We start from the raw sequence: 23,784 nt of genomic DNA, 5'->3' as shown, positions 1-23,784 counted from the left end.
AGAGGCGCCCCCGGCCGGAGCCGGGGGCGCGTACCTGGCGTCGTTCCACGTGGAACGGTGTCCGGATCAGCTGGCGCTGGTCAGGTGGTAGACGGTGGCGCCGCCCACCGTGGTCGACGTGAAATTGGCCGCCACCCACTCACTGATCTCGGAGGCCGGACCGGACTTGCCGCCGGGGCCACCAACCATCCCGCCGCCGGAGATGAAGTAGGTGATGTCTGCGTTGGCGACGTAGGCCTTGAACTGCTCCAGGGTGACGTTGTTGTCGGTGCCGCTCCAGCCGCCGATCGACATCACCGCCGTGTCCGAGTTCAGGATGTAGCCGGCCGCGGTCTGGTCACCGATCACGGCGGCCGACCACTTGGAGCTGGTTTGGTTCAGCAGGGCCACCAGCTCGGAATTGGCCGACGCCGACCCGCCAGGCCCGCCGGCCCGGGCGCCGTCGTTCCGGGCCTGCTGGGTGGTCCCGGTGCTGGCGCCGGTACCCGAGGTGGTGCCCGTGCCGGCGGTGGTTCCGGACTGGGTGGTCCCCGACTGGGCAGTCCCGGACTGGGCAGCGCCCGACTGGCTGGTGCCACTGGGGGCGGCCGGCGGGTTACCAGTGGGGGTGGTGCCCTGCTGGCTCGTCCCGGACTGGCTGGTGCTGCTGGTGCCGGACTGGGTGCTGCCGGACTGGGCGCCATCGGTGCCGGTGGGCGGGGTGCCGCCCATCTGACCGCCGCCACCCATGCCCATCTGGCCACCCGCGACGGCGGGACCGGAGGCCGGCATCGATCCGGTGTGGGCGACGTTCACGGTGCCGACGGTCCAGGCCACCGACGGGGCGGCCGCGCTCAGCGAACCCACCAGCAGGGCGCCGACAGCCAGCTTCTTCAGCGTCGCATTGTCCTTGGCGACGCCGAGTGCCACATAGGCCATCGCCCCGGCGATCCCGCCCACCAGGGCGACATAGCGGACCCAGGAGTGCCAGCCCGACGCGTTCAGGGCCAGCAGGTGGGAGCCCCAGCCCGCGGTGACCGCGACGGCCAGGCCCAGCACGGTTCGCCAGGCGACGCCCAGGACCCCGTCGCGACGCCCCTTGCGGAAGACCTCCAGGCCGGCCACCGCGATGGTGGCGGCGATCCCGGGGGTCAGGGCGACGGCGTAGTAGGAGTGCACGGTGCCCTCCATGAAGCTCAGCACCAGCGCGGTGGAGAGCAGCCAGCCGCCCCAGATCACCAGCGAGGTGCGGGCCCGGTCGGTGCGGGGGGCGCGGCCGCGGGCCACCAGGCCGGCCACCAGCAGGATCAGCGCGGCGGGCAGGAACCAACTGATCTCGGTGCCGAACTGGCTGTTGAACATCCGGAAGATCCCCGCGGTGCCGCCGAAGCCACCCCCACCGCCTCCGCCGCCGCCATTGCCGGAGCCGCCGACGATGCGTCCCAGGCCGTTGTAGCCCAGCGCCAGCTCCCACAGGGTGTTGTTGGTGGAGCCGCCGATGTAGGCGCGCTTGGCCGCCGGCCACAGCGAGACCAGGGCTATGAACCAACCCGCGGAGACGATCATGGAGACCAGCGCGGCCAGCAGGTGGCCAGTCCGGGTCTTCAGGTTGTGGCGCGAGGCAAGGAAGTAGGCCAGCACGAAGCCGGGCAGCACCAGCAGGCCCTGCAGCATCTTGGTGAGGAAGGCGAAGCCGATCGCGGCGCCGGCGGCGATCATCCAACCCAGGGCGGCGTGGCTCGTGCGGGAGGTGGCTTCGGCGGGCTCAGCCAGCGTGGCCCCGCGCTCGGACACCGTGGAGCCGGCATCGGCCACCGTCGACGAATCCAGCGCGCGCACGACGAGGTAGCCGGCCAGGCTCATCAGCAGGGTGAGCATCGCGTCGGGATTGTCGAAGTGGAACATCAGTGCGGCGACGGGGGTGGCCAGCACCAGGGCGCCAGCAACCAGCCCGGCCAGGTGACCGTGCCAGCGGCGGACCGCGGCGGCCACCGTCGCCACCGTCCCGACGCCCATCAGGGCCTGCGGCAGCAGCAGGGAGAAGGAGGAGAAGCCGAAGATCCGGGCGGACAGGCCCATCACCCACAGCGAGGCCGGGGGCTTGTCCACGGTGATGGCATTCGCGGAATCCAACGAGCCGAAGAGCCAGGCCGTCCAGCTCTGGGTGCCGGACTTCACCGCGGCGGCGTAGAAGTCATTCGCATAGCCGCTGATGGTCAGGTTCCACAGGTAGACGACGGCGGACAGGGCCAGCAGGGCCCACAGCGCCGGCCGGGCCCAGGCCGGGTCCCGGCGGGAACCGAGCAGGAAGCGGGCCAGCCGGCCCCGTTCGGCGGGTGTCCCGGATGCCGTGTGGGCACCGGTTCCCGCCTCGGTGCCGACCAGCCGCTGGAACTGCGCGTCGAGTTCACCAAGATGGGCAGGAAGGGCACCCTGGTGCGGGTGATCCAAGGGCCCTATGACCCGGCGCAGTCCGACCTGCACACCGAGGGCTGGGAACTGGAGATGGAGCGCTTCAACCAGTGGCTGCAGGCCAATGCGACGCCCGTGGACGGAGGTGCCCGATGAGCACGACGGTCACCACCGTGCGGCAGAAGCCGCTGATGGACATGAAGCAGATCCTGCTGATGAACCTGGGCTTCTTCGGCATCCAGTACTCGTTCGGCATGCAGCAGACCGCGATCAACCCGATCTACTCCATGTTGGGCGCCAGCCCCGACGAGCTGCCGCTGCTCAACCTGGCTGGCCCGATCACGGGCCTGTTCATCCAGCCGCTGATCGGCGCGCTGAGCGACCGGACCTGGATTGAGAAGGGCTTCTTCCGCGGCCGCCGCCGTCCCTTCTTCCTGATCGGCGCCATCGGCTGCGCCGTCTGTCTGTTCCTCTTCCCCTTCGTCTGGGCGGTGTGGATGGCCGCGCTGCTGCTGTGGCTGCTGGACGCCAGCAACAACACCGCGATGGAGCCCTACCGCGCCTTCATCGCCGACAAGCTGCCCCCGTCGCAGCTGGGCAAGGGCTTCCTGGCGCAGAGCTTCTTCACCGGCCTGGGCATCACCCTGGCCAACCTGTCGATCAGCCTCTTCCAGGCCATCTTCGGCCTGGGCACCGGCGTCGGCATCCCCAAGTGGGCCTTCGGCGCCTTCATGCTGGGCTCGGTCTGTTCACTGGTGACCGTCCTCGTCTCGGTCATCTCGACGCCGGAGAATGTTCCCTCCGACGCCGAACTGGCCGCGCTCAAGGAGAAGAAGAGCAGCGGCGGCGCCGGCGCCTTCCTCCGCGAGATCGGCGACGCGATCGTCGACATGCCCACCGCGATGAAGGTGCTGGCGTTGGTCTACTTCTTCCAGTGGTACGCCATGAACTGCTACTGGCAGTTCATCAGCCTGTGCATCGCCAAGGTGCTCTACGGCACGACGGACACCAAGTCGGCGCTCTACCAGGAGGCCGTGGCGCAGACCGGCAAGGTGAATGCCACCTACAACATCGTCACCTTCTGCATCGCCTTCAGCCTGGTGGCGCTGGCCAAGAAGCTGGGCGCCAAGTGGGTGCACGCCATCTGTCTGTGGTGTGCGACGGCCGGGTTGCTGATCTTCCCGCACATGAACAATCGCTGGCTTGAGATGGTGGCCATCGTCGGTCTGGGCATCGCCTGGGCCTCGATCATGGGCGTGCCGTACATCATGGTGGTGCGGATGATCCCGTCCACCCGCTACGGCGTCTACATGGGCATCGTCAACATGATGATCGTGATCCCCATGCTGATCCAGACGCTGACCTTCGGCTGGGTCTACAAGCACCTGCTGGGTGACAACCCGGTCAATGCGATCACCTTCGCAGCGATCCTCCTGGCGATCGCCGGCGTCGTGATGCTGTTCATCAAGGAGCCGCCGATCGTCAAGGACGTCGATGACCTCACAACCGCCGTCCCGATGGGAGCCCACTGATGAGCCAGACCAACCAGATGCAGATGAACGACTACCAGACGATCGTGGTGGGCACCGACGGGTCGGCCCTGGCCGGCCCCACGGTGGCCCGCGCGGCCTGGCTGGCGCTGCGTGAGGACGCGGACCTGATCATCGTGTGCGCGTGGTCCAGCATCTCGCGTCGCGCCGAGGCGAAGAATGTGAACTCTTTGGGCAATGACCCCTCCAGCCTGGGGCAGGTGCACGGCCGGCAGGCCGCGACGAAGGCGGTGCAGGACGGGGTGGCGATCGCCCGGAGCTACGGCGCCCGGGTGAAGGCGGCGCTGCTGGTGGACGGGGAACCGGGTTCCGCCCTGCTGCAGATTGCCGGTCAGCACCAGGCCGACCTGATCGTGGTGGGCGCCATCCAGGACGTCTCCATCGCCGACCGACTGCTGGGCACGGTGGCCACCGACGTGGTCAAGCGCGCAACCTGCGAGGTGCTGATCGTGCGCCCCTCCATGCCGGTCACCGAGCTGGTGGTGCCGGAGGACAACCCGGACGCTCCCCCGGTGCCGGAGGAGGTCCCGGTGGACTGGGGCGAGGCCGACACCCCGTCGGGCGAATAGCCCCACCCTGTCCGAGCTCGAGGCCCGGCCATCCACTCCGGTGGGTGGCCGGGCTCCTTCTTGCCCTCCGCCACGATCTCCCGAGCCCACACCATCACCCGCCCCGGTCCCCGAGCCTGTCGAGGGGTATTGCTGCTCAACCGTCCAATTCTGGAAATCGACCACGAGATTCTCCGGGATCCAGCCGTCCCCGCGCGGTCTCCTCTGGAGGTCGAAATCCAGAGGTCATTTCTCAGAATTGGTCCATCGACCCACTCGTCGGGCTGGGTCTAGGCTGGGCCCACCAGCGTCCAGGGAGGCACGCCATGACCGAGTTCTTCGAGACCTTCAACAACGGCGCCCGCTACCTGCGCGAGGAGAAGGAGTTCCAGAAGGTCAACGTGGTGCAGGCCAAGCGAGCGGGCCGTGGGCCACAGCCGCTGGATCTGGAGTCGGGCCGGATCGTGCTGGTGCGCCCGGGCGAACGGGTGGCCAGCCGGGGTCTGACCGTGCAGCGCGCTTCCGCCGATGAGTACCAGGCCACGGGCCGGGTGGCCGTACACGCCTATCTGGACGGCGGGGAGTTGCGGCACGACGACCCCTACCTGGACGTGCTGCGGGATGTCGCCTCCCGGGACCGGCAGGCGGAGGTCTGGGTGGTGCTGGATCAGGACCGGGTGGTGGGCACGCTGACCTGGTGCCCGGAGGGGTCGCCGCTGCGGGAGCTCGCCGGGCCGGGTGAGGGCGAGTTCCGGATGCTCGCCGTCGATCCGGCCGCCCAGGGTTCCGGCGCCGGCCGGTTGCTGGTGGAGGCCGCCGTCTCCCGGGCGCGCGCCGACGGGCTGGCCGCCATTGTGATCTCCTCCTCGCCGTGGATGACCACGGCCCATGCCCTCTACCGCTCGCTGGGCTTTGTCCGGGCGCCGGAGCTGGACTGGTCTCCCCGCCCCGACGTCCAGCTGCTCGCCTTCCGCCTGGAGCTCTGACAGGCCACCGCACGCCACCACAGTCCCCGAGCCTGACAAGGGCCTCGACAAGCTCGGCCACCGTGCTTGGGCCACTGCCCACGTCACGCCACCATGGTCCCCGAGCCTGTCGAGGCGCCGCTACGAGCGCGAGGAACGAGCGGGAAGCCCGCCCGGGCAGGCGACGAAGGAGCCGGTGCGCCCGGGCGGAACAGAGAGCACGGAGCGAAGAGACTCCCACCCCTTACCCAACACCAGCCAAACCACAGCCCAGCGACGAACGGAACCACCGCTGGGGGCTCGGGGGGCGCAGCGCCCCCGATGGCCGGGCAAGCGACGAAGGAGCCGGTGCGCCCGGGCGGAACAGAGAGCAAGGAGCGAAGCGACTCCAGAACAGAAAGAACCCGACCACCCACCGAAGTGGATGGCCGGGCTCCATCTGAAGCTGGGATCGGGACGAAGTCCCGACCGGGGGACACGGGGCGGAGCTCCCGTGTGTCAGCTGAGCGCCTCGCGGGCGAGCGCTCGGGCCTCGGCCGTGTCCTTGGCACCGAGCACGGCCTCGGCGGCGGCCTTGCACTGCTCCGGGGTGACCTTGGCCAGCTGGGCGCCGACGGCCGGGATGGCGGCGACGGCCATCGACAGCGAGGTGACGCCCAGGCCCACCAGCACGCAGGCAAGGTAGGGATCGGCGGCGGCCTCACCGCAGACGCCCACCGGCTTGTCGAGCTTCTGGCCGGCCGCGGCGGTCATCCCGATCATGGCCAGCACGGCGGGCTGCCAGGGGTCGGTGAGCTTGGCCAGCTTGGGGCTCATCCGGTCGGCGGCCATCGTGTACTGGGTCAGGTCATTGGTGCCGATGCTCATGAACTCGACGTGCTCCAGGAACTTCTCGGCCTGGACGGCGACGGCGGGCACCTCCACCATGATGCCGGGCTTGAGGCCGCGTTCCCGGCACATCGCGGCAAAGTCCTTCGCCTCGTCGATGGTGGCGATCATGGGAGCCATCACCCAGGTGGGCTTGCCGTCGCTGGCGGCCTTGATGGCATCCAGCTGGTTGGTGAGCAGCTCGGGCTGGTCCTCGGCAATCCGGACGCCGCGCACGCCCATCGCCGGGTTCTCCTCATCGTCGAAGTTGGCGAACTTCAGCGGCTTGTCGGAGCCGGCGTCGAGGGTGCGCACGACGACCTTCTTGCCGGGGAAGGCACCGATCACCTCGCGGTAGATCTTGGCCTGCTCCTGGATGCCGGGCTCGTTCTCCGCGCTGAGGAAGCACAGCTCGGTGCGGAACAGGCCGATGCCGGCGGCCTCGCTCGCGGCGGCGCGCCCGGCGCCGGCACCATCCTGGACATTGGCCAGCACGTCGACGGGGGTTCCGTCGGCCAGCTGGGCGGGACCGCGCCAACTGCGGATGGCCTCGCGACGCTCGTGGTCGGCCTGCACCAGACCCTCGGCCTCGGCCGGGTCGACGCCGGTCCTGACGGTGCCGGCGGCGCCGTCGATCAGCAGCGGCGTGCCGGCGGCGATGCCCTGCAGGGCGGAGACCGCGACGATGCACGGGATGCCCAGCTGGCGGCTGATGATGGCGGTGTGGCTGGTGGGGCCGCCCAGCTCGGTGACCAGACCGATCACCAGGGTGGGGTCCAGGCCGGCGGTGTCGGCGGGCGCCAGGTCATCGGCCAGCAGGATCGAGGGCACCTCCGGGGTGGGAACACCCGGCTCGGGCTTGCCCAGCAGCTCGGCGATCACCCGGTCCCGGATGTCCTTGAGGTCGGTGGTGCGTTCGGCCATCAAGCCGCCGATCTTCTCGAACATGATCACGAACTCGTCCGTGGTGCGGGCCACGGCCAGGTGGGCGGGGATGCCGGTCTTGATCTTCTTGATGATGGCCTTGTGCCAGCCCTTGTCGCTGGCCATGGAGGCGTTGGCCTCCAGCACATTGGCGGCGACGCCGGTGGCATGCGACGCACGCTGGGAGAGGCGGCTGCTCACGGCGGCGGCCGCGGCCTGGAAGCGTCCGGCCTCGGCTTCGCGGCCTTCCTCGGGAAGATTGGGGCTGTGTTCGGGCAGCTGCGGGCGAGGAGCGGTCCAGATCGCCGGCGCGTAGGCGACGCCCGGGACAACGCCGGTGCCGCTGATTTCGGATGCACTGTTCATTGGGAAAAACCCTTCCAAGTCTGGCCTCACGCCGCGGCCGTCGACGGCCGCCAGCATCGGGGCACCATCTGCTTCCACGCAGGTGTGCCAACACCCTAGACCACCTCTGTGACGCTTTCGAGGGGGTCCCAGCGAAATCAGCCGCGGGAGAAATGTCACAGCAGGAAGGTTCAAAAAGCCTTGCGCCAGCGACTCCCAAGCCATACGATTCAACATAATCAGACATGTTCCAACAAGGTTTCATGTTTGTTTCGGCACCAGATTGCGCCAACGGAGGCGCCCAGGAGGTTCCCACCGCATGTACGCCGAGGAGCGACGTCAGCTGATCGTCCAGCTCGCCCGTAGCCAGGGGCGGGTGCAGGTCAGCAGCGCCGCGGAGCAGTTCAACGTCACGCCGGAGACCATCCGTCGGGATCTGGAGGTGCTGGATCGCCAGGGCGTGCTGCACCGGGTACACGGGGGCGCGATGCCCTCGGAATTCCTGCCGCTGGGCGACCTCGCCGTCGTGGACCGGGAGAACAGCGCCGCGGAACAGAAGGAGCGGATCGCCCTCAAGGCCCTCGAACTGCTGCCCACGCAGCCCTACAGCTCCATCCTGCTGGACGCCGGCACCACCACCAACCGGCTGGCGGCCCTGATCCCGGCCAGCAGCAAGCTCACGGTCTTCACCAATTCCCTGCCGATCGCCGCCACCCTGAGCGCCCGCACCAGCGTCGACGTGCAATTGCTCGGCGGCCACGTGCGCGGCGTCACCCAGGCCTGCGTCGGCGGCAACACCGTCGCCTGGCTGAACAAGCTGCGGGTGGACGTCTGCTTCGTGGGCACCAATGGGATCAGCGCCGCCCACGGCCTGTCCACCCCGGATTCCGAGGAAGCCATCGTGAAGGAACACATGGTCCACTGCGGACGCCGGGTGGTGGTGCTGGCGGACAGCCGCAAGTTCGGCGCCGAGACCGCCACCAGTTTTGCCACACTCGACGACATCGACGTGATCGTCACGGATGCCGTCTCCGATCTGCAGCGGGAACGCTGCACCGAACGAGGAATCGAGGTCGTCGTCGCATGATCATCACCTTCACCGCCAATCCCAGCCTGGACCGCACCGCCCAGGTGGAAGGCGTCGTCACCCGGGGTGGGGTGAACCGCCTGGGGCCGGCCACCAGCGAACCCGGCGGCAAGGGCGTCAACGTCGCCCGCGCCATCCACCTGGCCGGTCAGGACGTGGTAGCCGTGCTGCCCGCCGACGACGGCGACCCGCTGCTGCTGGGCCTGGACTCCCTGGGCGTGGCCTACCGTAATGTGCCGATCGGCTCGCCCGCGCGCTCCAACCTGACCCTGGTGGAGGCCGACGGCACCACCAGCAAGTTCAACGAGCCGGGCCCAGCCCTGGGCGAGGAACTGCTGGTCACCCTGCGCAACACCGTGGTGGGCGCCGCCCGCACCGCCAATGGCGGGGTGGCCACCTGGGCCGTGCTGTCCGGTTCTTTGCCGCCCGGCACCCCGACCAATGCCTACGTCCACCTGGTCAACCAGCTGCACGAGCTGGGCGTCAAGGTGGCCGTCGACACCTCCGACGCCCCGCTGCAGGCCCTGGCGGCCGCCCTGCCGACGACCGCTCCCGACCTGGTCAAGCCCAATTCCGAGGAGCTGGGCCAGCTGTGCGACACCGACGGACTGGCGCTGGAGGCGGAGGCGGCCAAGGGCAACTGGGCTCCGGTGCTGGAAGCGGCCCACCGGCTCACCGCGCAGGGGATTGGCCAGGTGCTGGTCACCCTGGGTGGCTCCGGCGCCCTGCTGGTCACCGCCGACGGCGCCTGGCACGCCACGCCGCCGCGGATCGACGTCGCTTCCACCGTGGGTGCCGGCGACTCCTCGCTGGCCGGTTACCTGCTGGCCGACGTGGAGGGCCTGGACGCCCCCGAACGCCTGCGCCGGGCCGTCGCCTACGGCTCCGGGGCCGCGGCCCTGCCGGGCTCCCAGCTCCCGTCGCCCGAGCAGACCCTGCCCGAGCAGGTCACCGTCACCCCCGTCGGCTGACCCCCAGAACGCAGCAGCACCCACCGCAGTACCAACCCTGGAAGGTTGCACATGTCAACACCATCACTGATCGAACCGGGCCTGGTGGCCCTGGACACGGATCTGGGCGCCACCAAGGACGACGTGATCCGCGGCCTGGCCGGGATCGTCGCCGCCACCGGGCGCGCCGAGGCCGACGGCCTGGCCGCCGACGCGCTGGAGCGCGAGGGCAAGTCCCCCACCGGGATGCCCGGCGGCTTCGCCATCCCGCACTGCCGCTCCGCCGCGGTGAACACCGCCTCACTGGGCTTCGCCCGGCTGAGCACTCCGGTCGACTTCGGCGACAAGGGCGGCCCGGCCGACCTGGTCTTCCTGATCGCCGCCGCCGAATCCGGTGGCGCGGACCACATGAAGTTGCTCACCAAGCTCGCCCGCGCGCTGGTGAAGAAGGACTTCCTGACCGCGCTGCGCGAGGCCCGCACCCCCGACGAGATCGTCACCCTGGTCCGGGGCGTGGTGGAGCCCGAGGCCACGCAGGACGCTGCTCCCGCCGCTGCCGCTGCCGCCGGTTCCACGGCGGTCGGGACTGCCGCTTCCACCACGTCCGGCAGCGACGGTGGCAAGCCGTCGATCATCGCGATCACCGCCTGCCCCACCGGCATCGCGCACACCTACATGGCCGCCGACTACCTCACCGGCGCCGGTGAGGAGATGGGCGTCGAGATCGTCACCGAGCCGCAGGGCTCCACCGCCACCGATCCGGTCACCGCCGACCAGATCAAGTCCGCCACCGCCGTGATCTTCGCCACCGACGTGGGCGTCAAGGGCCGGGAGCGGTTCGCCGGGTTGCCGGTGATCGAGTCCGGCGTGAAGCGGGCCATCAACGAGCCGAAGAAGATGATCCAGGAGGCCCTGGCTGCCGCCAAGGATCCCAATGCCCCGCGGGTGAAGGGTGACGCGGCCTCCGCCGCGGCCTCCGGAGCCGGCGGCGCCAAGAGCCAGCTCGGCTGGGGCAAGCGGATCCAGCAGGCGCTGATGACCGGCGTGAGCTACATGGTGCCCTTCGTCGCAGCCGGCGGCCTGCTGATCGCCCTGGGCTTCCTGCTGGGCGGCTACCAGATCCCCTTCGTCGGGGACCACATCCTGGAGAACTTCTCCATCACCAACCTTCCCAGCTACGCCGAGGTGGCCAATGCCAGCAAGGACGGCGTCGCCCTGTTCAAGCCCGACCAGGTGAACAGCCTGCCGCACAATGGCCTGCTGCTCTACCTGGGCGCGATGCTGTGGAAGCTGGGCGCGCTGGCCTTCGGCTTCCTGCTGCCCGCGCTGGCCGGCTACATCGCCTTCGCGATGGCCGACCGTCCCGGCATCGTCCCCGGCTTCGTCGCGGGTGCCGTCGCGGGTGCGACCGGCGCCGGCTTCCTGGGCGCCCTGGTTGGCGGCCTGATCGCCGGTGCCGTCGCCGCCTGGATCGGCGGCTGGAAGGTGCCCCGCTGGCTGCGCGGCCTGATGCCCGTCGTGATCATCCCGCTGCTGGCCTCCCTGGTGGCCGGCGGCCTGCTGTACCTCTTCCTGGCCAGCCCGATCTCGGCCCTGATGGACGCCATGGACGAGGCCCTCAAGGGGATGAACGGCTCCTCGGCCATCGTGTTGGGCATCGTGCTCGGCCTGATGATGTGTTTCGACCTGGGTGGCCCGGTGAACAAGACCGCCTACCTGTTCGCCACCACCAACCTGGCCGTCGCCGCCACCCCCACCCCGTCGATGAAGATCATGGCCGCCGTCATGGCCGCTGGTATGGTGCCGCCGATCGCCCTGGCCATTGCCACCGCGGTGCGCCCCAAGCTGTTCACCAAGGTTGAGCAGGAGAACGGCACCGCGTGCTGGCTGCTCGGCTCCTCCTTCATCAGCGAGGGCGCCATCCCGTTTGCCGCGGCCGACCCGCTGCGAATCATCCCGGCCACCATGGCGGGCGGCGCCATCACCGGTGCGATGACGATGGCACTCGGGGTGGCCTCGAAGGCCCCGCACGGTGGCTTCTTCGTCTTCTTCGCAATCGACAAGTTCTGGGGCTTCGTGCTCTCGATCCTGATCGGATCGCTGGTCTCGGCCGCCCTCGTGGTGCTGCTGAAGTCCACGAAGAAGGACAAAGTTGTGGCCCCGGCTGCCGTCTCCGCCTGAGATCAGTCACAATTGACCCAGTCACTGCTGAAAGGAACCCACCATGGCTAGCAAGACCGTTACCGTCGGCTCCAGCGTCGGCCTGCACGCCCGTCCCGCCGCGATCATCGCCGAAGCCGCCGGCGAGTACGACGACGAGATCACCCTGTCGGTCGACGGCGAGGAGGGCGTTGACGCCAGCTCCCCGCTGCTGATCATGACCCTTGGTGCCGAGAAGGGCGCGCAGGTCACCGTCGAGAGCGACGACGAGGCTGCCGTCGAGGCCATCGCCGCGCTGGTCGAGAAGGACCTCGACGCCGAGTGAGCATCCCCGCCTCTCGTCGCTGACGGGAAGCATGAAGAGGGCCGGACACCCGATGTGTCCGGCCCTCTTTGCCTTCCATGGCCACCCTCTCCCCCACCCCCTCGCCACGCATCGCGTCGGGATGTGTCACTATTAGCACGGAATCTTCCGTACTAAAGGGGAATGACTTGTCACTCAAGGAAAGTGCGCCGCCGGGAGGCGCCCAACCCGTCCCGCGCACCGCCGGTCACCGGATGTCCAGCCGGGATCGCCGCTGGTGGATCGCCCTGGCCACCGTCGTCCTGGGCTCCTTCGTCGTGCTGCTCTACATGGGCATGCGGATCGACCACTCCAAGCCACCGATCCCCACCAGCGTGGTGGCCGCCGACGGCACCGAGCTGATCAGCGAGGGCGAGATCATGGACGGCCAGCGGGTCTGGCAGTCCATCGGCGGCCAGCAGGTCGGCTCGGTCTGGGGGCATGGCGCCTACGTCGCGCCGGACTGGACGGCAGACTGGCTGCACCGCGAGTCCACCTTCCTGCTGGACGCCTACGCCAAGGCCGACGGCGCCAAGGACTACGCCTCGCTGGGCACGGAGCAGCAGGCCGCCCTGCAGGCCCGGCTCAAGCAGGCGATGCGCACCAATACCTATGACGAGCGCACCGGAACCATCACCCTGGCGCCGGGCCGCGAGGCCGCCTTCAAGGCGAACTCCGCGCACTACGCGGACATCTTCACCAATGGCCACGAGCCATATGCCATCGCCAAGGGAGCCGTGAAGGATCCCGAGGCCCTGAAGAAGATGAATGCCTTCTTCTGGTGGTCCAGCTGGGCGGCCTCCACCGACCGGCCCGACGGCAGCGAGTCCTACACCGCCAACTGGCCGCACGAGCCGCTGATCGACAATGTCCCCACCACCACCAACATCCTGTGGAGCATCGTCAGCTTCATCCTGCTGCTGGGCGGCATCGCGGGCATGGTCTGGTACCACAACATGCACGACGAGGACGAGGTCACCGACGAGGCCCCAGCCAATGACCCGCTGCTGGGCTACCAGGCAACCCCGTCGCAGAAGGCCACGCTGAAGTACTTCTTCGTGGTCGGTGGGCTGTTCGTGCTGCAGATCGCCATGGGCATCATCACCGCCCACTACGGCGTCGAGGGCGGCGCCCTGTACGGCATCCCGATCGACCAGATCCTGCCCTACACCGTGGCGCGCACCTGGCACACCCAGCTGGGCATCCTGTGGATCGCCACCGCCTGGCTGGCGACCGGCCTCTACGTCGCCCCCGCCGTCGGCGGCCGCGAGCCCAAGCTGCAGAAGCTGGGGGTCAACGTGCTGTTCTACGCCCTGATCCTGGTGGTGCTGGGTTCGATGGCCGGCCAGTGGCTGTCGGTGCGCGGCTCGATGGGCTACGGCACCAAGCTGAGCTGGTGGCTGGGCACCACCGGCATGGAATACCTGGATCTGGCCCGGGTCTGGCAGATCGGGCTGTTCATCGGCCTCTTCCTGTGGTTCTTCCTGATGGCCCGCGGCATGTGGCCGGCGATCGGTCGCGCCAAGCAGCAGGGCCGGGTGGAGCCCACCGACGAGGCTCCGCTGCAGTCGGGCTCCCAGCGCACCCTGGTCGCCATGCTGCTGATGAGCTGCCTGGCGATCGCCTCCTTCTTCGGCGCCGCCTTCGGGATGGGCCACGACACCCACCTGTCGATCACCGAGTACTGGCGCTGGTGGGTGGTGCACCTGTGGGTGGAGGGCTTCTTCGAGGTCTTCGCCACCGTGGTGATCGCCTTCCTGTTCAGCCGGCTGCGGCTGGTGCGTCCCGCCGTCGCGGCGACGGCCACCATCTCGTCGACGACGATCTTCCTGTTCGGCGGCATCATCGGCACCGGACACCACCTCTACTTCTCCGGTTCCGACGACGTGGTGATGGCGCTGTCCGCCGCCTTCAGCGCGCTCGAGGTGGTTCCGCTGGCGCTGATCGGCTTCGAGGCCATCCGCAACCTGCGGATCCTCAAGGTGAGCGAATGGGTGGCGGGCTACAAGTGGGCCATCTACTTCTTCGTCTCCGTCTCCTTCTGGAACATGCTGGGCGCCGGCGTCTTCGGCTTCCTGATCAACCCGCCGATCTCCCTGTTCTACGTGCAGGGCCTGAACCTCACCCCGCTGCACGCCCACACCGCCCTGTTCGGCGTCTACGGCATGCTGGGCATCGGCCTGATGCTGTTCTGCGTGCGCAGCCTGATGCCGGGCCGGGAGTGGAATGAGCGCTGGATCAAGTGGGGCTTCTGGCTGATGAATGGCGGCCTGCTGGCGATGAGCCTGCTCAGCCTGCTGCCGCTGGGCCTGGCGCAGGCCTGGGCCAGCATCTCGGTGGGCACCTGGTGGGCCCGCAGCGCGGACTTCCTCTACACCCCGACGCTGACCGTGCTGCGCTGGATGCGCACCCCCGGCGACATCCTGTTCGCCCTGGGGGCGCTGTCCATCGGCCTGTTCATGGTGGGGCTGCTGACCGGCCACTCCTACCGCAGCCACGAGCCGATCCACCGCCCCGGGCGAGTGGAGGTCCAGTCCGGGAACGAGGACCAGCTGGTCTGAAATACACCTGCTGGGCAGGGAATTCACCCGCAGGGGTGGGCCGCCAGGCCCACCCCTGCGGCATTCCCGGGGACTCTGAGGATGTCTCAGTGAACCCTTCTTCAATTAACACCTGATCTGGCGCGGAGCACACCCTGGCGCGGGGTTGGATGGAGACGTCTTCGCCGATCATCGACGATCTCACTCCCAAAGGAAGTGCAATGCTCAGCTCCACCACCCAGGGTCTGCGTCGGACCCTCGCCACCGCACTCGCCATGGTCCTGACGTGCGGCGGGTTGTTGGGTCTGGGCCTGGGGCAGCAGAGCGCCGAGGCCGCGGGGGCCACCCGGTCCTACCTGGTCAATGCCCGCACCCCCAAGCAGACCGCCGCCGCCCAGGCCGCAGCGATCCGGGCCGGTGGCAAGGTGGTGCAGAGCTGGCCGCAGATCGGAGTGATCGTCGTTCGCTCCAGCAAGCCCAATTACATTGCCGGCCTCAACCGGCTGCGCAGCTCCGCCGTGCTCTCCGCCGCCGACGCCCGGATGGAGCCCGCCCGCGAGGGCGCCGTGCTGGGCCGGCCGGTCAAGGTCGCCGCCACCAAGCGCACCGTCACCGCGGCTGCCACGGCCCAGAACACCGGCAGGACCGACCCGATGGCCAAGCGCCAGGCCCACCTGGGCGTGGTGCGCGCCACCGCCGCCCAGCAGCTGACCCTGGGTTCCCGCTCCGTGGTGGTGGGGGTGCTGGACACCGGCGTCGACGACCGTCACCCGGACCTGGCCGCCAACTTCTCCCGCGCCGACTCCGTCGACTGCACCGCGGGTGGTCGGCCGAATGGCGCCGTCGGTGCCTGGCGGGGCAACGACTCCCATGGCACGCATGTGGCCGGCACCATCGCCGCCGCCCGCAATGGCTACGGCGTCACCGGGATCGCCCCCAATGTGAAGGTGGCCTCGGTCAAGGTGGTCAACTCCGCCGGCGAGAGCTTCCCCGAATACCTGGTCTGTGGCTTCATGTGGGCCGGCACCCGGCAGCTGGCCGTGACCAACACCTCGCTCAACCTGTTCGACCTGTGGTGTGGCGAGCTGGGGATCGGCGGACCCGCCCTGACCTCGGTCACCCGGGCCATCAACTACGCGTCGGGCCGCGGCGTGGTCAATGTCTCGTCGGCCGGCAATGCCGGGATGGACGTCAGCTGGCAGCGCGCCGAACGGTGCCACGACCCGCTGGCCGAGAACCCGTCGGTGGTGCACGTGGCGTCGGTCACCAACAAGGGCCGGCTGAGTGCCTTCTCCAGCTATGGCCGACGGATGGTGGACATCGCCGCCCCCGGCGAGAATGTGCTCTCCGACGCCACCGGGCGTCGGTTCGAGAAGCGCACCGGAACCTCCCAGGCCGCCCCGCAGGTGGCCGGCACCCTGGCCCTGATGAAGTCCCGCAAGCCGTCCGCCAGCCGGGCGACGCTGGTGGCCACCCTGCGCAAGACCACCAGGGCGGTCCCGCTGCACACCGTCGGCTCCGACTGCCGCGGCACCTCCCGGAACAACACCTGCACCGGATCCGGCCAGCTGGACACCTACGCCGCGGTCAAGGCGATCCGCTGATCCCGCGAGCCCGGTCCTGCCCACGTTCTCCGAGCCCGTCCCCCATTCCCCGAGCCCGGCCGACGGGCCTCGATTGGCCCACGCCCACGGCCAGACGCTATGGTTGATCCTCTTGCGGGTGTAGTTCAGTAGCAGAACACCCACCTTCCTGGTGGGAGAGCTTGGTGCAATTCCCGGCGCCCGCTCCGCGATGAAGGGCCCCGGCCAACGGCCGGGGCCCTTCTGCATGCCCGGGGGCGCATACCCCGGCGCACGAAACCAGCAGCTGGCGCCGGAGGATCTCGGCCGCCGAGGGGCGGGTTTGCGCGCCACGCTTCGTTGTCCCGAGGACCCGCAGGCGGGCACCGCAGGCGGACCAGTCGCTCCGCTTGGTTGCCCCACGGGTCCACCCACACCACAACCCTCGTCCGATGGCCGTCGAGCCCGGCCACCCTAGGCTGGACGACGTGAGAAGAGCGCCCCGCCCCAAGCCGTCCGGCCTCCGTCGGGTCCTTCGCTGGAGCCTGCGGCTGCTGATCACCGGCCTGGTGCTGGTGGCCCTGTTGGCGGGGCTGAGCTGGTACGAGGTGACCCACACCAAGCTGGCGCGGCTGGAGCTCACCTCGGCCAAGATCACCGGCCGTCCGCTGAAGGTCATGCAGATCACGGACCTGCATGACCTGGAGTACACCAGCCAGCGCGACGACCTGATCGAGATGGTGGCCGAGCAACAGCCCGACCTGATTGCCCTGACCGGGGACTTCGTCAACACCGAGACCCGGGACTTCGGCCGGTTGGACGTCTGGTTCGGCAAGCTCGCCGCGCTGGGGATCCCGATGTATGCCGTGCCGGGCAACCATGACCACTGGCAGGGCAACCTCCCCGGGCTGGAGAAGATGCTGGAGAGCCACGGCGTCCAGATCCTGGCTGACCGACATGTCTCCCTCGACGGGGAGTGGGGCCGCCTGGACCTGATCGGAACCGACGACTACTACACCCGTCGTGGGAACCTCGCGAAGGCCATCGCCGGCGCCCGGCCGGACGCCTACCAACTGGTCCTCACCCACGCGCCGGAGATCCACAAGGTGCTGGCCACATCCACCGCGGACCTGGCGATCTGCGGGCACACCCATGGCGGGCAGATTCGGCTGCCCTGGGCCGGAGCCATCGTCGCCCCTGGTCAGCCGTACTTCCCGGAGTGGGACAAGGGACTCTACGACGTGGGCCGCAGCTGGCTGTACATCGATTCCGGGGTGGGGCAGACCGTGCCCGTGCGGCTGCTGGACCAGTCCCAGATCACGTTGATCACCGTCGCGCCCCCAGGGCAATGAGCTCGCGGTGAGTGGGCGGCCGATTTCTTGTCGGTGGCGCCTGCTAGGTTCCCTGCATGGCACGGATCGGCTTCATCTCGCTGCACACCTCACCGCTCGATTCGCCCGGCTCCAAGGATGCGGGCGGGATGAATGTGGTGGAGGTGCACCAGGCCCGCGCGCTGGCTGAACGCGGCCACCAGGTGGAGTTGGTCACCCGTCGGGACAACCCCGAGCTGCCCGATGTGGTGGAAATCCAGCCCGGCGTGACGGTGCGCCAGCTGACCGCCGGCCCCACCGAGCCGCTGGCCAAGAGCGCCCAGGAGGAGTGGATCGGTGACTTCTCCGACGCCCTCGCGCGGCTGCAGCCCTACGACGTGGTGCACTCCCAGCACTGGATGAGCGGGGTGGCGGCGCTGCCGGTGGCCAAGCAGTGGGGCGTGCCCCATGTGCAGAGTTTCCACTCCGTCGCGGCCCTTCCCGGAGACCCGCTGAGTGAGGGCGAGCCGCCCGAATCGCCCGGCCGCAATGCCGGGGAACGCCTCATCGCCACCGAATCGGACCTGGTGATCGCGGTCAGCCGGTACGAGGCGCGCACCATCATCGAGCGCTGCGGGGCCGACCCGTCGCGCGTCGTCGTGGTGCATCCCGGCGTCGACGTCGGTCTCTTCCACCCCTTGGACGGCCACTGCCGGCAGTGGCACCCGGAGCTCAACAACCCGGACGAGCCACCGCAGTTCGGCCCGGTGTGCGTCCAGGCCAATCCCAACGGCTACCTGCTGTTCGCGGCCCGGCTGCAGCCGCTCAAGGCACCGGACCTGGCGCTGGTGGCCGTGGCCGGCATTCCCGAGGAGATCCGGCCCACCCTGGTGATCGCCGGCGAGGCCAGCCAGGACTTCGCGGACTACCGCGACGAGCTGATCGACCTCTCGCAGGATCTGGGGATCGCCCACCAGACCTGCTGGCTGGGCTCCCAGTCGCGTGAGGACCTGGCCCGGCTGGTCCGCGGTGCCCGGGCGGTGCTGGTGCCGTCGTTCAGCGAGACCTTCGGCCTGATCGCGCTGGAGGCCCAGGCCTGCGGGGTGGCGGTGGTGTCGGCCGATTCCGGGGGCCTGCGGGAGGCGGTGGCCGACGGCGAGACGGGCGTGCTGGTCCCCGAGCGTTCCGCTCAGGCCTGGACATCGGTGCTGACCGAGCTGCTGCGCGACCCGGAGCGGTTGTGTGCCCTGGGCCGGGCCGGCCGGGAGCGCGCCCTGCGCTTCGGCTGGGATGCCGTCGCCCAGCAGCTGGAGGAGCACTACGCCGGGCTGGGAGTGGCAGCCCCGGCGCCCGGGGACCAGGACATGGTGACCAACCAGCCCCGCCACCGTGGGGTGCTCGCCGGGGTGCGACGGGTGCTCTTCTGCCATGCGCACCCCGACGACGAGACCCTGTCCACCGGGGCGCTGATCGTGCACCTGACCGGGCGCGGAATCGCCTGCGACCTGGTCACCGCGACCCGCGGTGAGATGGGTGAGGTGGTGCCCGGGCCGCTCTCCGAGCTGGCCGGGACGCCGGAGCTGGAGGCGCATCGCGTCGAGGAACTGGCCGGGGCGCTGCGTGAGCTGGGCGTCGAGCAGCATGCCTGGCTGGGCACCGCCCCCGCCCGGGCCGAAGGCCTGCCCACCCGCGTCTACCGGGATTCCGGGATGGAATGGATCCGCCCCGGGCTGGCCGGCCCCGCCGATGCCAGCGACGAGCGCAGTTTCACCTTCGCCGCCGCCGGAGAGGCCGCCGAGGACCTGCTGGCGGTGATCGATGTCTGGCGGCCCGATCTGGTGGTCAGCTATGACGCCAACGGCGGCTATGGCCACCCCGATCACGTCCGAATGCACCAGGTGGCCGCGGAGGCCGCGGCCCGGGCCGGGGTACGGTTCGCGGAGGTTCGGCAGGAGCGCCCAGCAACAAACCCCGCGACAGACTCGGGGAGCGGGGAGGAGACAGGCTCGGAAACCGGGGGCGTCGTCGAGTGGTTCGACCTGCCCGAGACCCTGCCCGTCGTCGCGGCGGCCCTGCGGCACCATGCCAGCCAGCTGACCGTGCAGGCCAATGGCACCGAGGTGGTGCATTCCGGGGGGCAGCGGGAGGCGATCGTGACCGCCGTCGGGCTGGCCGGCAACTGAACGTGCACACAGCCCGGCCCCCGGTTCCGTCCAGAACCGGGGGCCGGGAACGATGGCCGAGTCCGCCGGGGACCCCGTGCCGAGCGTCGGATCAGCGGGAACGCTTGTCCAGCAGGGTGTACAAGCTGGCCGCGGCACCGGTGAAGGCCAGGCCGAGCGCGACGTGCAGCCACTTCAGGCCGTCGCTGCCGCCGATCATCTCGCCCAGACCGGTCTGCAGGAAGGCCAGCACGGGCAGGCTCAGGGCGTGGAAGAACAGGCCCTTGGCGGTGGCGTCGGCCTTGCTGGCCTGGAAGGCGAGGAAGGCGGCGACGATGCTGGCCAGCAGGGTCAGGTAGCCGAAGCCGCTGTGTGCCTTGGCGATTGCCACGGAATTCGTGCCGGTCAGCATCAGGACACCAAGGGCCAGCTGCACCAGGACGGAGCCGATGATCACCAGGGCAGTGGTCTTGAGTCGGGAAAGCGCGGGGGTGAGGGTGGTTGCCATGGCCCCGAGCCTACGGGATTTCCGCCGGAGGCCAGTTCAGCGCCCGAGCAACGGCGCAATGGTGCGCGCCGCTAGTCTGGTTTCCACCACCACGCGCGGAAGGCACCTCGTGAAGGACATCGTCATCTTCTCCGGAACGGCCCATCGGCAGTTGACCCAGGAGATCTGCCAGAACCTCGGGGTAACAATGAGCGGGGTGGACATCAAGCGCTTCAGCAATGACTGCATCCAGGCCCAGCTGCTGGCCAACTGCCGTCGTCGCGACGTCTACATCGTCCAGCCGTTGGTTCCCCCGACGCAGGAGAACCTGATGGAGCTGCTACTCATGATCGACGCGGCCCGCGGCGCCTCCGCCGAGTACATCACCGCCGTGATGCCGCACTACGCCTATGCGCGCAGCGACAAGAAGGACGCCAGCCGGATATCCATGGGCGGCCGCCTGGTGGCCGACATGCTGAAGACCGCCGGCGCCACCCGAGTGCTCACCATGAGCCTGCACTCCCCGCAGGTGCAGGGCTTCTTCTCCATGCCGGTGGACCAACTGACCGCCATCGGCGTGCTGGCCGAGCACTACCAGGGCAAGGACCTGTCCGACTGGGTGGTGGTCTCCCCCGACTTCGGCAATGCCAAGGAGGCCGCCAACTTTTCCCGGCTGCTGGGCGTGCCGATGGCCGTCGGCTCCAAGAAGCGGGTGGCGGACGACAAGGTGGTGATCGACTCGATCGTCGGCGACGTGGTGGGCAAGAAGGCCATCGTGATCGACGACGAGGTGGCCACCGGTGGCTCGATCATCGAGCTGCTGGACAAGCTGGAGGAGTTCGGCTGCCAGCAGGCGTCGATCTGCACCACGCACGGACTGTTCAGCGGCAAGGCCGTCGAGCGGCTGCAGGGGCACCACATGATCACCGAGGTGGTCACCACCAACACGGTCCCGCAGGACCACCCCGACTGGACCCACCTGGAGGTGCGCAGCGTCGCGGGCCTGTTCGCCGAGGCGATCAGGCGCACCCACGACGGCAAGAGCGTCAGCAAGCTCTTTCGTGGGGTGGACCCGCAGTACGCCCCGCCGCCGCCCCGCGACGGGTTGTTCTGAGGATCAGCCGAGCGGGGTGAAGGGCCAGCCCTCCACCATCCCGTTCGGGTTGCCGTGCTCCCGGTAGTACTCCCGGCCGAACATGGCGGCGAAGGCGACGTCGTCGAAGCTGGTCAGCATGCCGACGTCGGTGACCTGGGAGGCGTGGCAGAGCAGCGCCTCGCGCTTGAGCATCACCTGCTGGCTGACGTCCACGCTCCAGTGGATCTCCTTCTCCGGGGTGCCCATCGGATTGCCGTCGTCGGCGGGGCCGGTGGGGTCGAAGGGCGCGTCGATCCCCTGTTCCCTGGCCCGCGCCGTCAGCCGGACCACCTCGTCGCGGTTGATGGTCACCTCCAGCACCCGGGGGCGACGTGTGGCCAGCGCAGCCGCGCGATAGGCGACGGGGTGCACCTTGACGTGGTCGGGGTGGCCGTAGTTGCCGTGCCAGTCATAGCCCACCAGTACGTCGGCGTCCTCCTCGTCGAGGATCCGCGCCAGCCGGCCGGCCGCCTCGTCCAGGTCGGCGCCGTGGAAGGAACCCGGCTCGTCGTTCATCTCCCAGCCGGTCATCCCGGAATCGGAGTAGCCGAGCCACTCCACCCGGGCGGTGCCCAGCACAGCTGCGGAGGCGGCGGCCTCCTTGCGTCGGCGGTCGACGATGCTCTCCCCCGGCGCCAGGTCATCCGGGACCTCCCCGTGGTCGCCATTGGTGGCATAGACCAGGACGACGCGGTCACCCTGTTGGGTGGCCCGGGCCATTGATCCGGCGGTGCCGGAGGCCTCGTCGTCGGGATGGGCGTGCAGGAAGACGATCGTGCTCATGCATTCCATGATCCCACGGAAAGCTGTTGATCCATCAATTACCTACATTTCTGGAAAACGACCTCCAGATTCCGGCCGTCGGGCCGGGACCCGCGGGGAGCGCCCGGCCGGGCGAAATCCAGCGGTCGATTTCCAGAATTGGGCACGCGACCAACTGGCCGCGCCACCTCCGATGCGGGTCCGGCCGCCCGTCTTCCCTACTCTGGATGCCATGACCCCTGCCCTGATTGCCGTCGCCGTGGCCCTGCTCGCCCTGATCGGGCTGTGCGGGATCATCGTCCCCGCCCTGCCCGGCTCGCTGACCGTCGGGCTCGGTGCCTTGGTCTGGGCCATCTGGGGCAACTCGTCCTGGGGTTGGATCGCCTTCGGAATCGCCGCGGTGCTGTTGGTGATCGGGATGGCCTCCTCCGCGCTGCTCACCAAGCGGGACCTGGACCGGCGGGAGATCCCGCAGTGGCCGGTCTTCGTCGGCCTGGCCTGTGGGCTGGTGGGCGCCTTCGTGCTGCCGGCGCTGGGGCTGCCGATCGGCTTCGTCGTCGGGCTGCTGTGCGCCGAGCTGGTGCGGGTGCGCGATGTCGGCCAGGCGCTGTCCACCAGCATCACTGCGATCAAGGCGATCGGCACCGGGATGCTGGTGGAGCTCAGCTGCGCCATGACGGCCACCGCGGTGCTGGGCGCCAGCGTGATCAGCGGCCTGCTCTGAGGAGAACGACGAGGAGGAGCAGATCGCCCGCCAGGTCGCCCGGCGTCAGGACGCCAGATAGGCCTTCTCGGTCCACAGGTGCATCGCGGCGAAGGCGCGGTGCGGGCGCCAGTGCTCCGCCGCGGTGCGGGCGGCGGCATCCGTCGTGACATCCAGCGCCTTCTTCAGCACCAGATCACCGGCCGGGAAGGCGTCGGGATCCCCCAGTGCCCGCAGGGACAGGAAGTCGACCGTCCACGGCCCGATCCCGGGCAGGGCCAGCAGGTCCCGACGGGTCCGGGCCAGGCCCTGGGGATCCCGGCCGGGGGTGAGGTCCAGCCCATCCGCCACGGCGCGGCTGACCGCCAGCACCGTCCGCGCCCGGGAGGCCATGAAGCCGCACGCCTCCCGCAGCTGATCCGGTGTGCAGGCCGCCAGGGTCTTGGCGGTGGGGAAGGCCGTCAGCCCGTCGGGGCCGGGCTCGCCGAAACCGGCCACCAGCCGGCCGGTCACCGTCCGGGCCGCGGCCAGGGAGATCTGCTGCCCGACGACGGTGCACAACAGCGCCTCGAAGGGGTCGGGGTGGCCGGTCACCCGTAGCCCCGGCCGACGGCGGACCAGCGGCCCCAGAACCGGGTCGGCTACGAAGCGGGCATTGCGCACGCCCTGGTCCGCGTCCAGGTCGAACCACCGCCGCACCACCGGCTCGGCCTGCGCGAACCGGTGGTGCGGCGCGGTCAGCACCACCCCGTCGGCCATCGGCTGCACCCGCACCGGCACCGGATCCCCGCCCAGCCGAAGCAGCCGTCGCTGCCCGTGCTGCCCGGTGACCTCCGCGCCCGGAATCGTGTGGGCGAGCAGCAGGCCCAGCGCGGCCTGCGGGTCACAAGGCCCGTTGCCGCGCAGCAGGCCGGATGACGTCGCCGCTGAAGAGTCCACCCGACCATCGTGCCAGCGCTGGCCATCCGCGATGATGGAGACAGCCGCAGCGAA

General features: G+C 69.6%; 19 protein-coding genes and 1 tRNA gene. 15 read left to right on the top strand and 5 right to left on the bottom strand.

Annotated elements, in window-relative coordinates:
• Window positions 1–66: 66 nt before the first annotated feature.
• The gene (locus tag AAEX60_RS01545) at window positions 67–2,430 is read right to left on the bottom strand and encodes an ArnT family glycosyltransferase (protein ID WP_342100626.1); all 2,364 of its coding nucleotides are present in this window, start codon (window positions 2,428–2,430) and stop codon (window positions 67–69) included.
• Between AAEX60_RS01545 and AAEX60_RS01540 the strand changes: the two genes are divergently transcribed.
• From AAEX60_RS01540 to AAEX60_RS01525, 4 genes are all read left to right on the top strand, one after another.
• Window positions 2,422–2,547, top strand: coding sequence for a hypothetical protein (locus AAEX60_RS01540; RefSeq protein WP_342100625.1), 126 nt, complete (start codon window positions 2,422–2,424; stop codon window positions 2,545–2,547). The genes AAEX60_RS01545 and AAEX60_RS01540 overlap by 9 nt on opposite strands.
• On the top strand, window positions 2,544–3,923 hold the full coding sequence (locus AAEX60_RS01535) for an MFS transporter (protein WP_342100624.1): 1,380 nt from the start codon (window positions 2,544–2,546) through the stop codon (window positions 3,921–3,923). The genes AAEX60_RS01540 and AAEX60_RS01535 overlap by 4 nt, the downstream gene beginning before the upstream one ends.
• Window positions 3,923–4,510, top strand: a complete 588-nt coding sequence (locus tag AAEX60_RS01530) for a universal stress protein (RefSeq protein WP_342100623.1) — start codon at window positions 3,923–3,925, stop codon at window positions 4,508–4,510. The genes AAEX60_RS01535 and AAEX60_RS01530 overlap by 1 nt, the downstream gene beginning before the upstream one ends.
• A gap of 305 nt (window positions 4,511–4,815) precedes the next feature.
• Window positions 4,816–5,475 carry a GNAT family N-acetyltransferase gene (locus AAEX60_RS01525; protein WP_342100622.1) on the top strand — a complete coding sequence of 220 codons (660 nt, stop codon included), beginning with the start codon at window positions 4,816–4,818 and terminating at the stop codon, window positions 5,473–5,475.
• Window positions 5,476–5,952: 477 nt separating this feature from the next.
• On the opposite strand, the gene ptsP is transcribed toward AAEX60_RS01525, so the two are convergent.
• Window positions 5,953–7,611, bottom strand: coding sequence for a phosphoenolpyruvate--protein phosphotransferase (gene ptsP, locus AAEX60_RS01520; RefSeq protein ID WP_342100621.1), 1,659 nt, complete (start codon window positions 7,609–7,611; stop codon window positions 5,953–5,955).
• A gap of 298 nt (window positions 7,612–7,909) precedes the next feature.
• Between ptsP and AAEX60_RS01515 the strand changes: the two genes are divergently transcribed.
• The 9 genes from AAEX60_RS01515 (at window position 7,910) to AAEX60_RS01475 (ending at window position 19,725) form a co-directional block, all read left to right on the top strand.
• A complete protein-coding gene (locus AAEX60_RS01515) occupies window positions 7,910–8,677 on the top strand; it encodes a DeoR/GlpR family DNA-binding transcription regulator (protein WP_342100620.1) in 768 nt (255 codons plus the stop codon).
• The gene (locus AAEX60_RS01510) at window positions 8,674–9,648 is read left to right on the top strand and encodes a 1-phosphofructokinase family hexose kinase (protein ID WP_342100619.1); all 975 of its coding nucleotides are present in this window, start codon (window positions 8,674–8,676) and stop codon (window positions 9,646–9,648) included. Before AAEX60_RS01515 ends, AAEX60_RS01510 begins: the two co-directional genes overlap by 4 nt.
• Before the next feature lie 51 nt (window positions 9,649–9,699).
• Window positions 9,700–11,808, top strand: coding sequence for a PTS fructose transporter subunit IIABC (locus tag AAEX60_RS01505; RefSeq protein ID WP_342100618.1), 2,109 nt, complete (start codon window positions 9,700–9,702; stop codon window positions 11,806–11,808).
• Between the two features lie 43 nt (window positions 11,809–11,851).
• Window positions 11,852–12,112, top strand: a complete 261-nt coding sequence (locus tag AAEX60_RS01500) for an HPr family phosphocarrier protein (protein ID WP_342091683.1) — start codon at window positions 11,852–11,854, stop codon at window positions 12,110–12,112.
• 167 nt (window positions 12,113–12,279) lie between these two features.
• Entirely contained in the window at window positions 12,280–14,691 is a 2,412-nt protein-coding gene (locus tag AAEX60_RS01495; protein ID WP_342100615.1) for a nitric-oxide reductase large subunit, read from the top strand.
• Window positions 14,692–14,891: 200 nt separating this feature from the next.
• Window positions 14,892–16,274, top strand: a complete 1,383-nt coding sequence (locus AAEX60_RS01490) for a S8 family serine peptidase (protein WP_342100613.1) — start codon at window positions 14,892–14,894, stop codon at window positions 16,272–16,274.
• 114 nt (window positions 16,275–16,388) lie between these two features.
• Window positions 16,389–16,459, top strand: a tRNA-Gly gene (locus AAEX60_RS01485).
• A gap of 261 nt (window positions 16,460–16,720) precedes the next feature.
• The gene (locus AAEX60_RS01480) at window positions 16,721–17,584 is read left to right on the top strand and encodes a metallophosphoesterase (protein ID WP_342100611.1); all 864 of its coding nucleotides are present in this window, start codon (window positions 16,721–16,723) and stop codon (window positions 17,582–17,584) included.
• Window positions 17,585–17,640: 56 nt separating this feature from the next.
• The gene (locus AAEX60_RS01475) at window positions 17,641–19,725 is read left to right on the top strand and encodes a glycosyltransferase (protein ID WP_342100608.1); all 2,085 of its coding nucleotides are present in this window, start codon (window positions 17,641–17,643) and stop codon (window positions 19,723–19,725) included.
• A 91-nt stretch (window positions 19,726–19,816) separates the two neighbouring features.
• Here AAEX60_RS01475 and AAEX60_RS01470 read toward each other — a convergent pair whose 3' ends face one another.
• Entirely contained in the window at window positions 19,817–20,212 is a 396-nt protein-coding gene (locus tag AAEX60_RS01470; protein WP_342100607.1) for a hypothetical protein, read from the bottom strand.
• Between the two features lie 109 nt (window positions 20,213–20,321).
• On the opposite strand from AAEX60_RS01470, the gene AAEX60_RS01465 reads away from it, so the two are divergent.
• The gene (locus AAEX60_RS01465; protein ID WP_342100605.1) at window positions 20,322–21,305 is read left to right on the top strand and encodes a ribose-phosphate diphosphokinase; all 984 of its coding nucleotides are present in this window, start codon (window positions 20,322–20,324) and stop codon (window positions 21,303–21,305) included.
• A 3-nt stretch (window positions 21,306–21,308) separates the two neighbouring features.
• Here AAEX60_RS01465 and AAEX60_RS01460 read toward each other — a convergent pair whose 3' ends face one another.
• Window positions 21,309–22,109, bottom strand: coding sequence for a PIG-L deacetylase family protein (locus AAEX60_RS01460; RefSeq protein ID WP_342100604.1), 801 nt, complete (start codon window positions 22,107–22,109; stop codon window positions 21,309–21,311).
• Between the two features lie 211 nt (window positions 22,110–22,320).
• Between AAEX60_RS01460 and AAEX60_RS01455 the strand changes: the two genes are divergently transcribed.
• Window positions 22,321–22,812 (top strand): DUF456 domain-containing protein, encoded by a 492-nt coding sequence (locus AAEX60_RS01455; protein ID WP_342100603.1) that lies wholly within the window; start codon window positions 22,321–22,323, stop codon window positions 22,810–22,812.
• 45 nt (window positions 22,813–22,857) lie between these two features.
• Here AAEX60_RS01455 and AAEX60_RS01450 read toward each other — a convergent pair whose 3' ends face one another.
• On the bottom strand, window positions 22,858–23,730 hold the full coding sequence (locus AAEX60_RS01450; protein WP_342100600.1) for a DNA-3-methyladenine glycosylase family protein: 873 nt from the start codon (window positions 23,728–23,730) through the stop codon (window positions 22,858–22,860).
• Window positions 23,731–23,784 lie beyond the last annotated feature (54 nt).

The sequence above is a fragment of the Luteococcus sp. H101 genome (genome assembly GCF_038433155.1).
Classification (GTDB): Bacteria; Actinomycetota; Actinomycetes; order Propionibacteriales; family Propionibacteriaceae; genus Luteococcus.
Note: the sequence above shows the minus strand (reverse complement) of the source record. Positions and strands in the feature narration are given on the sequence as shown.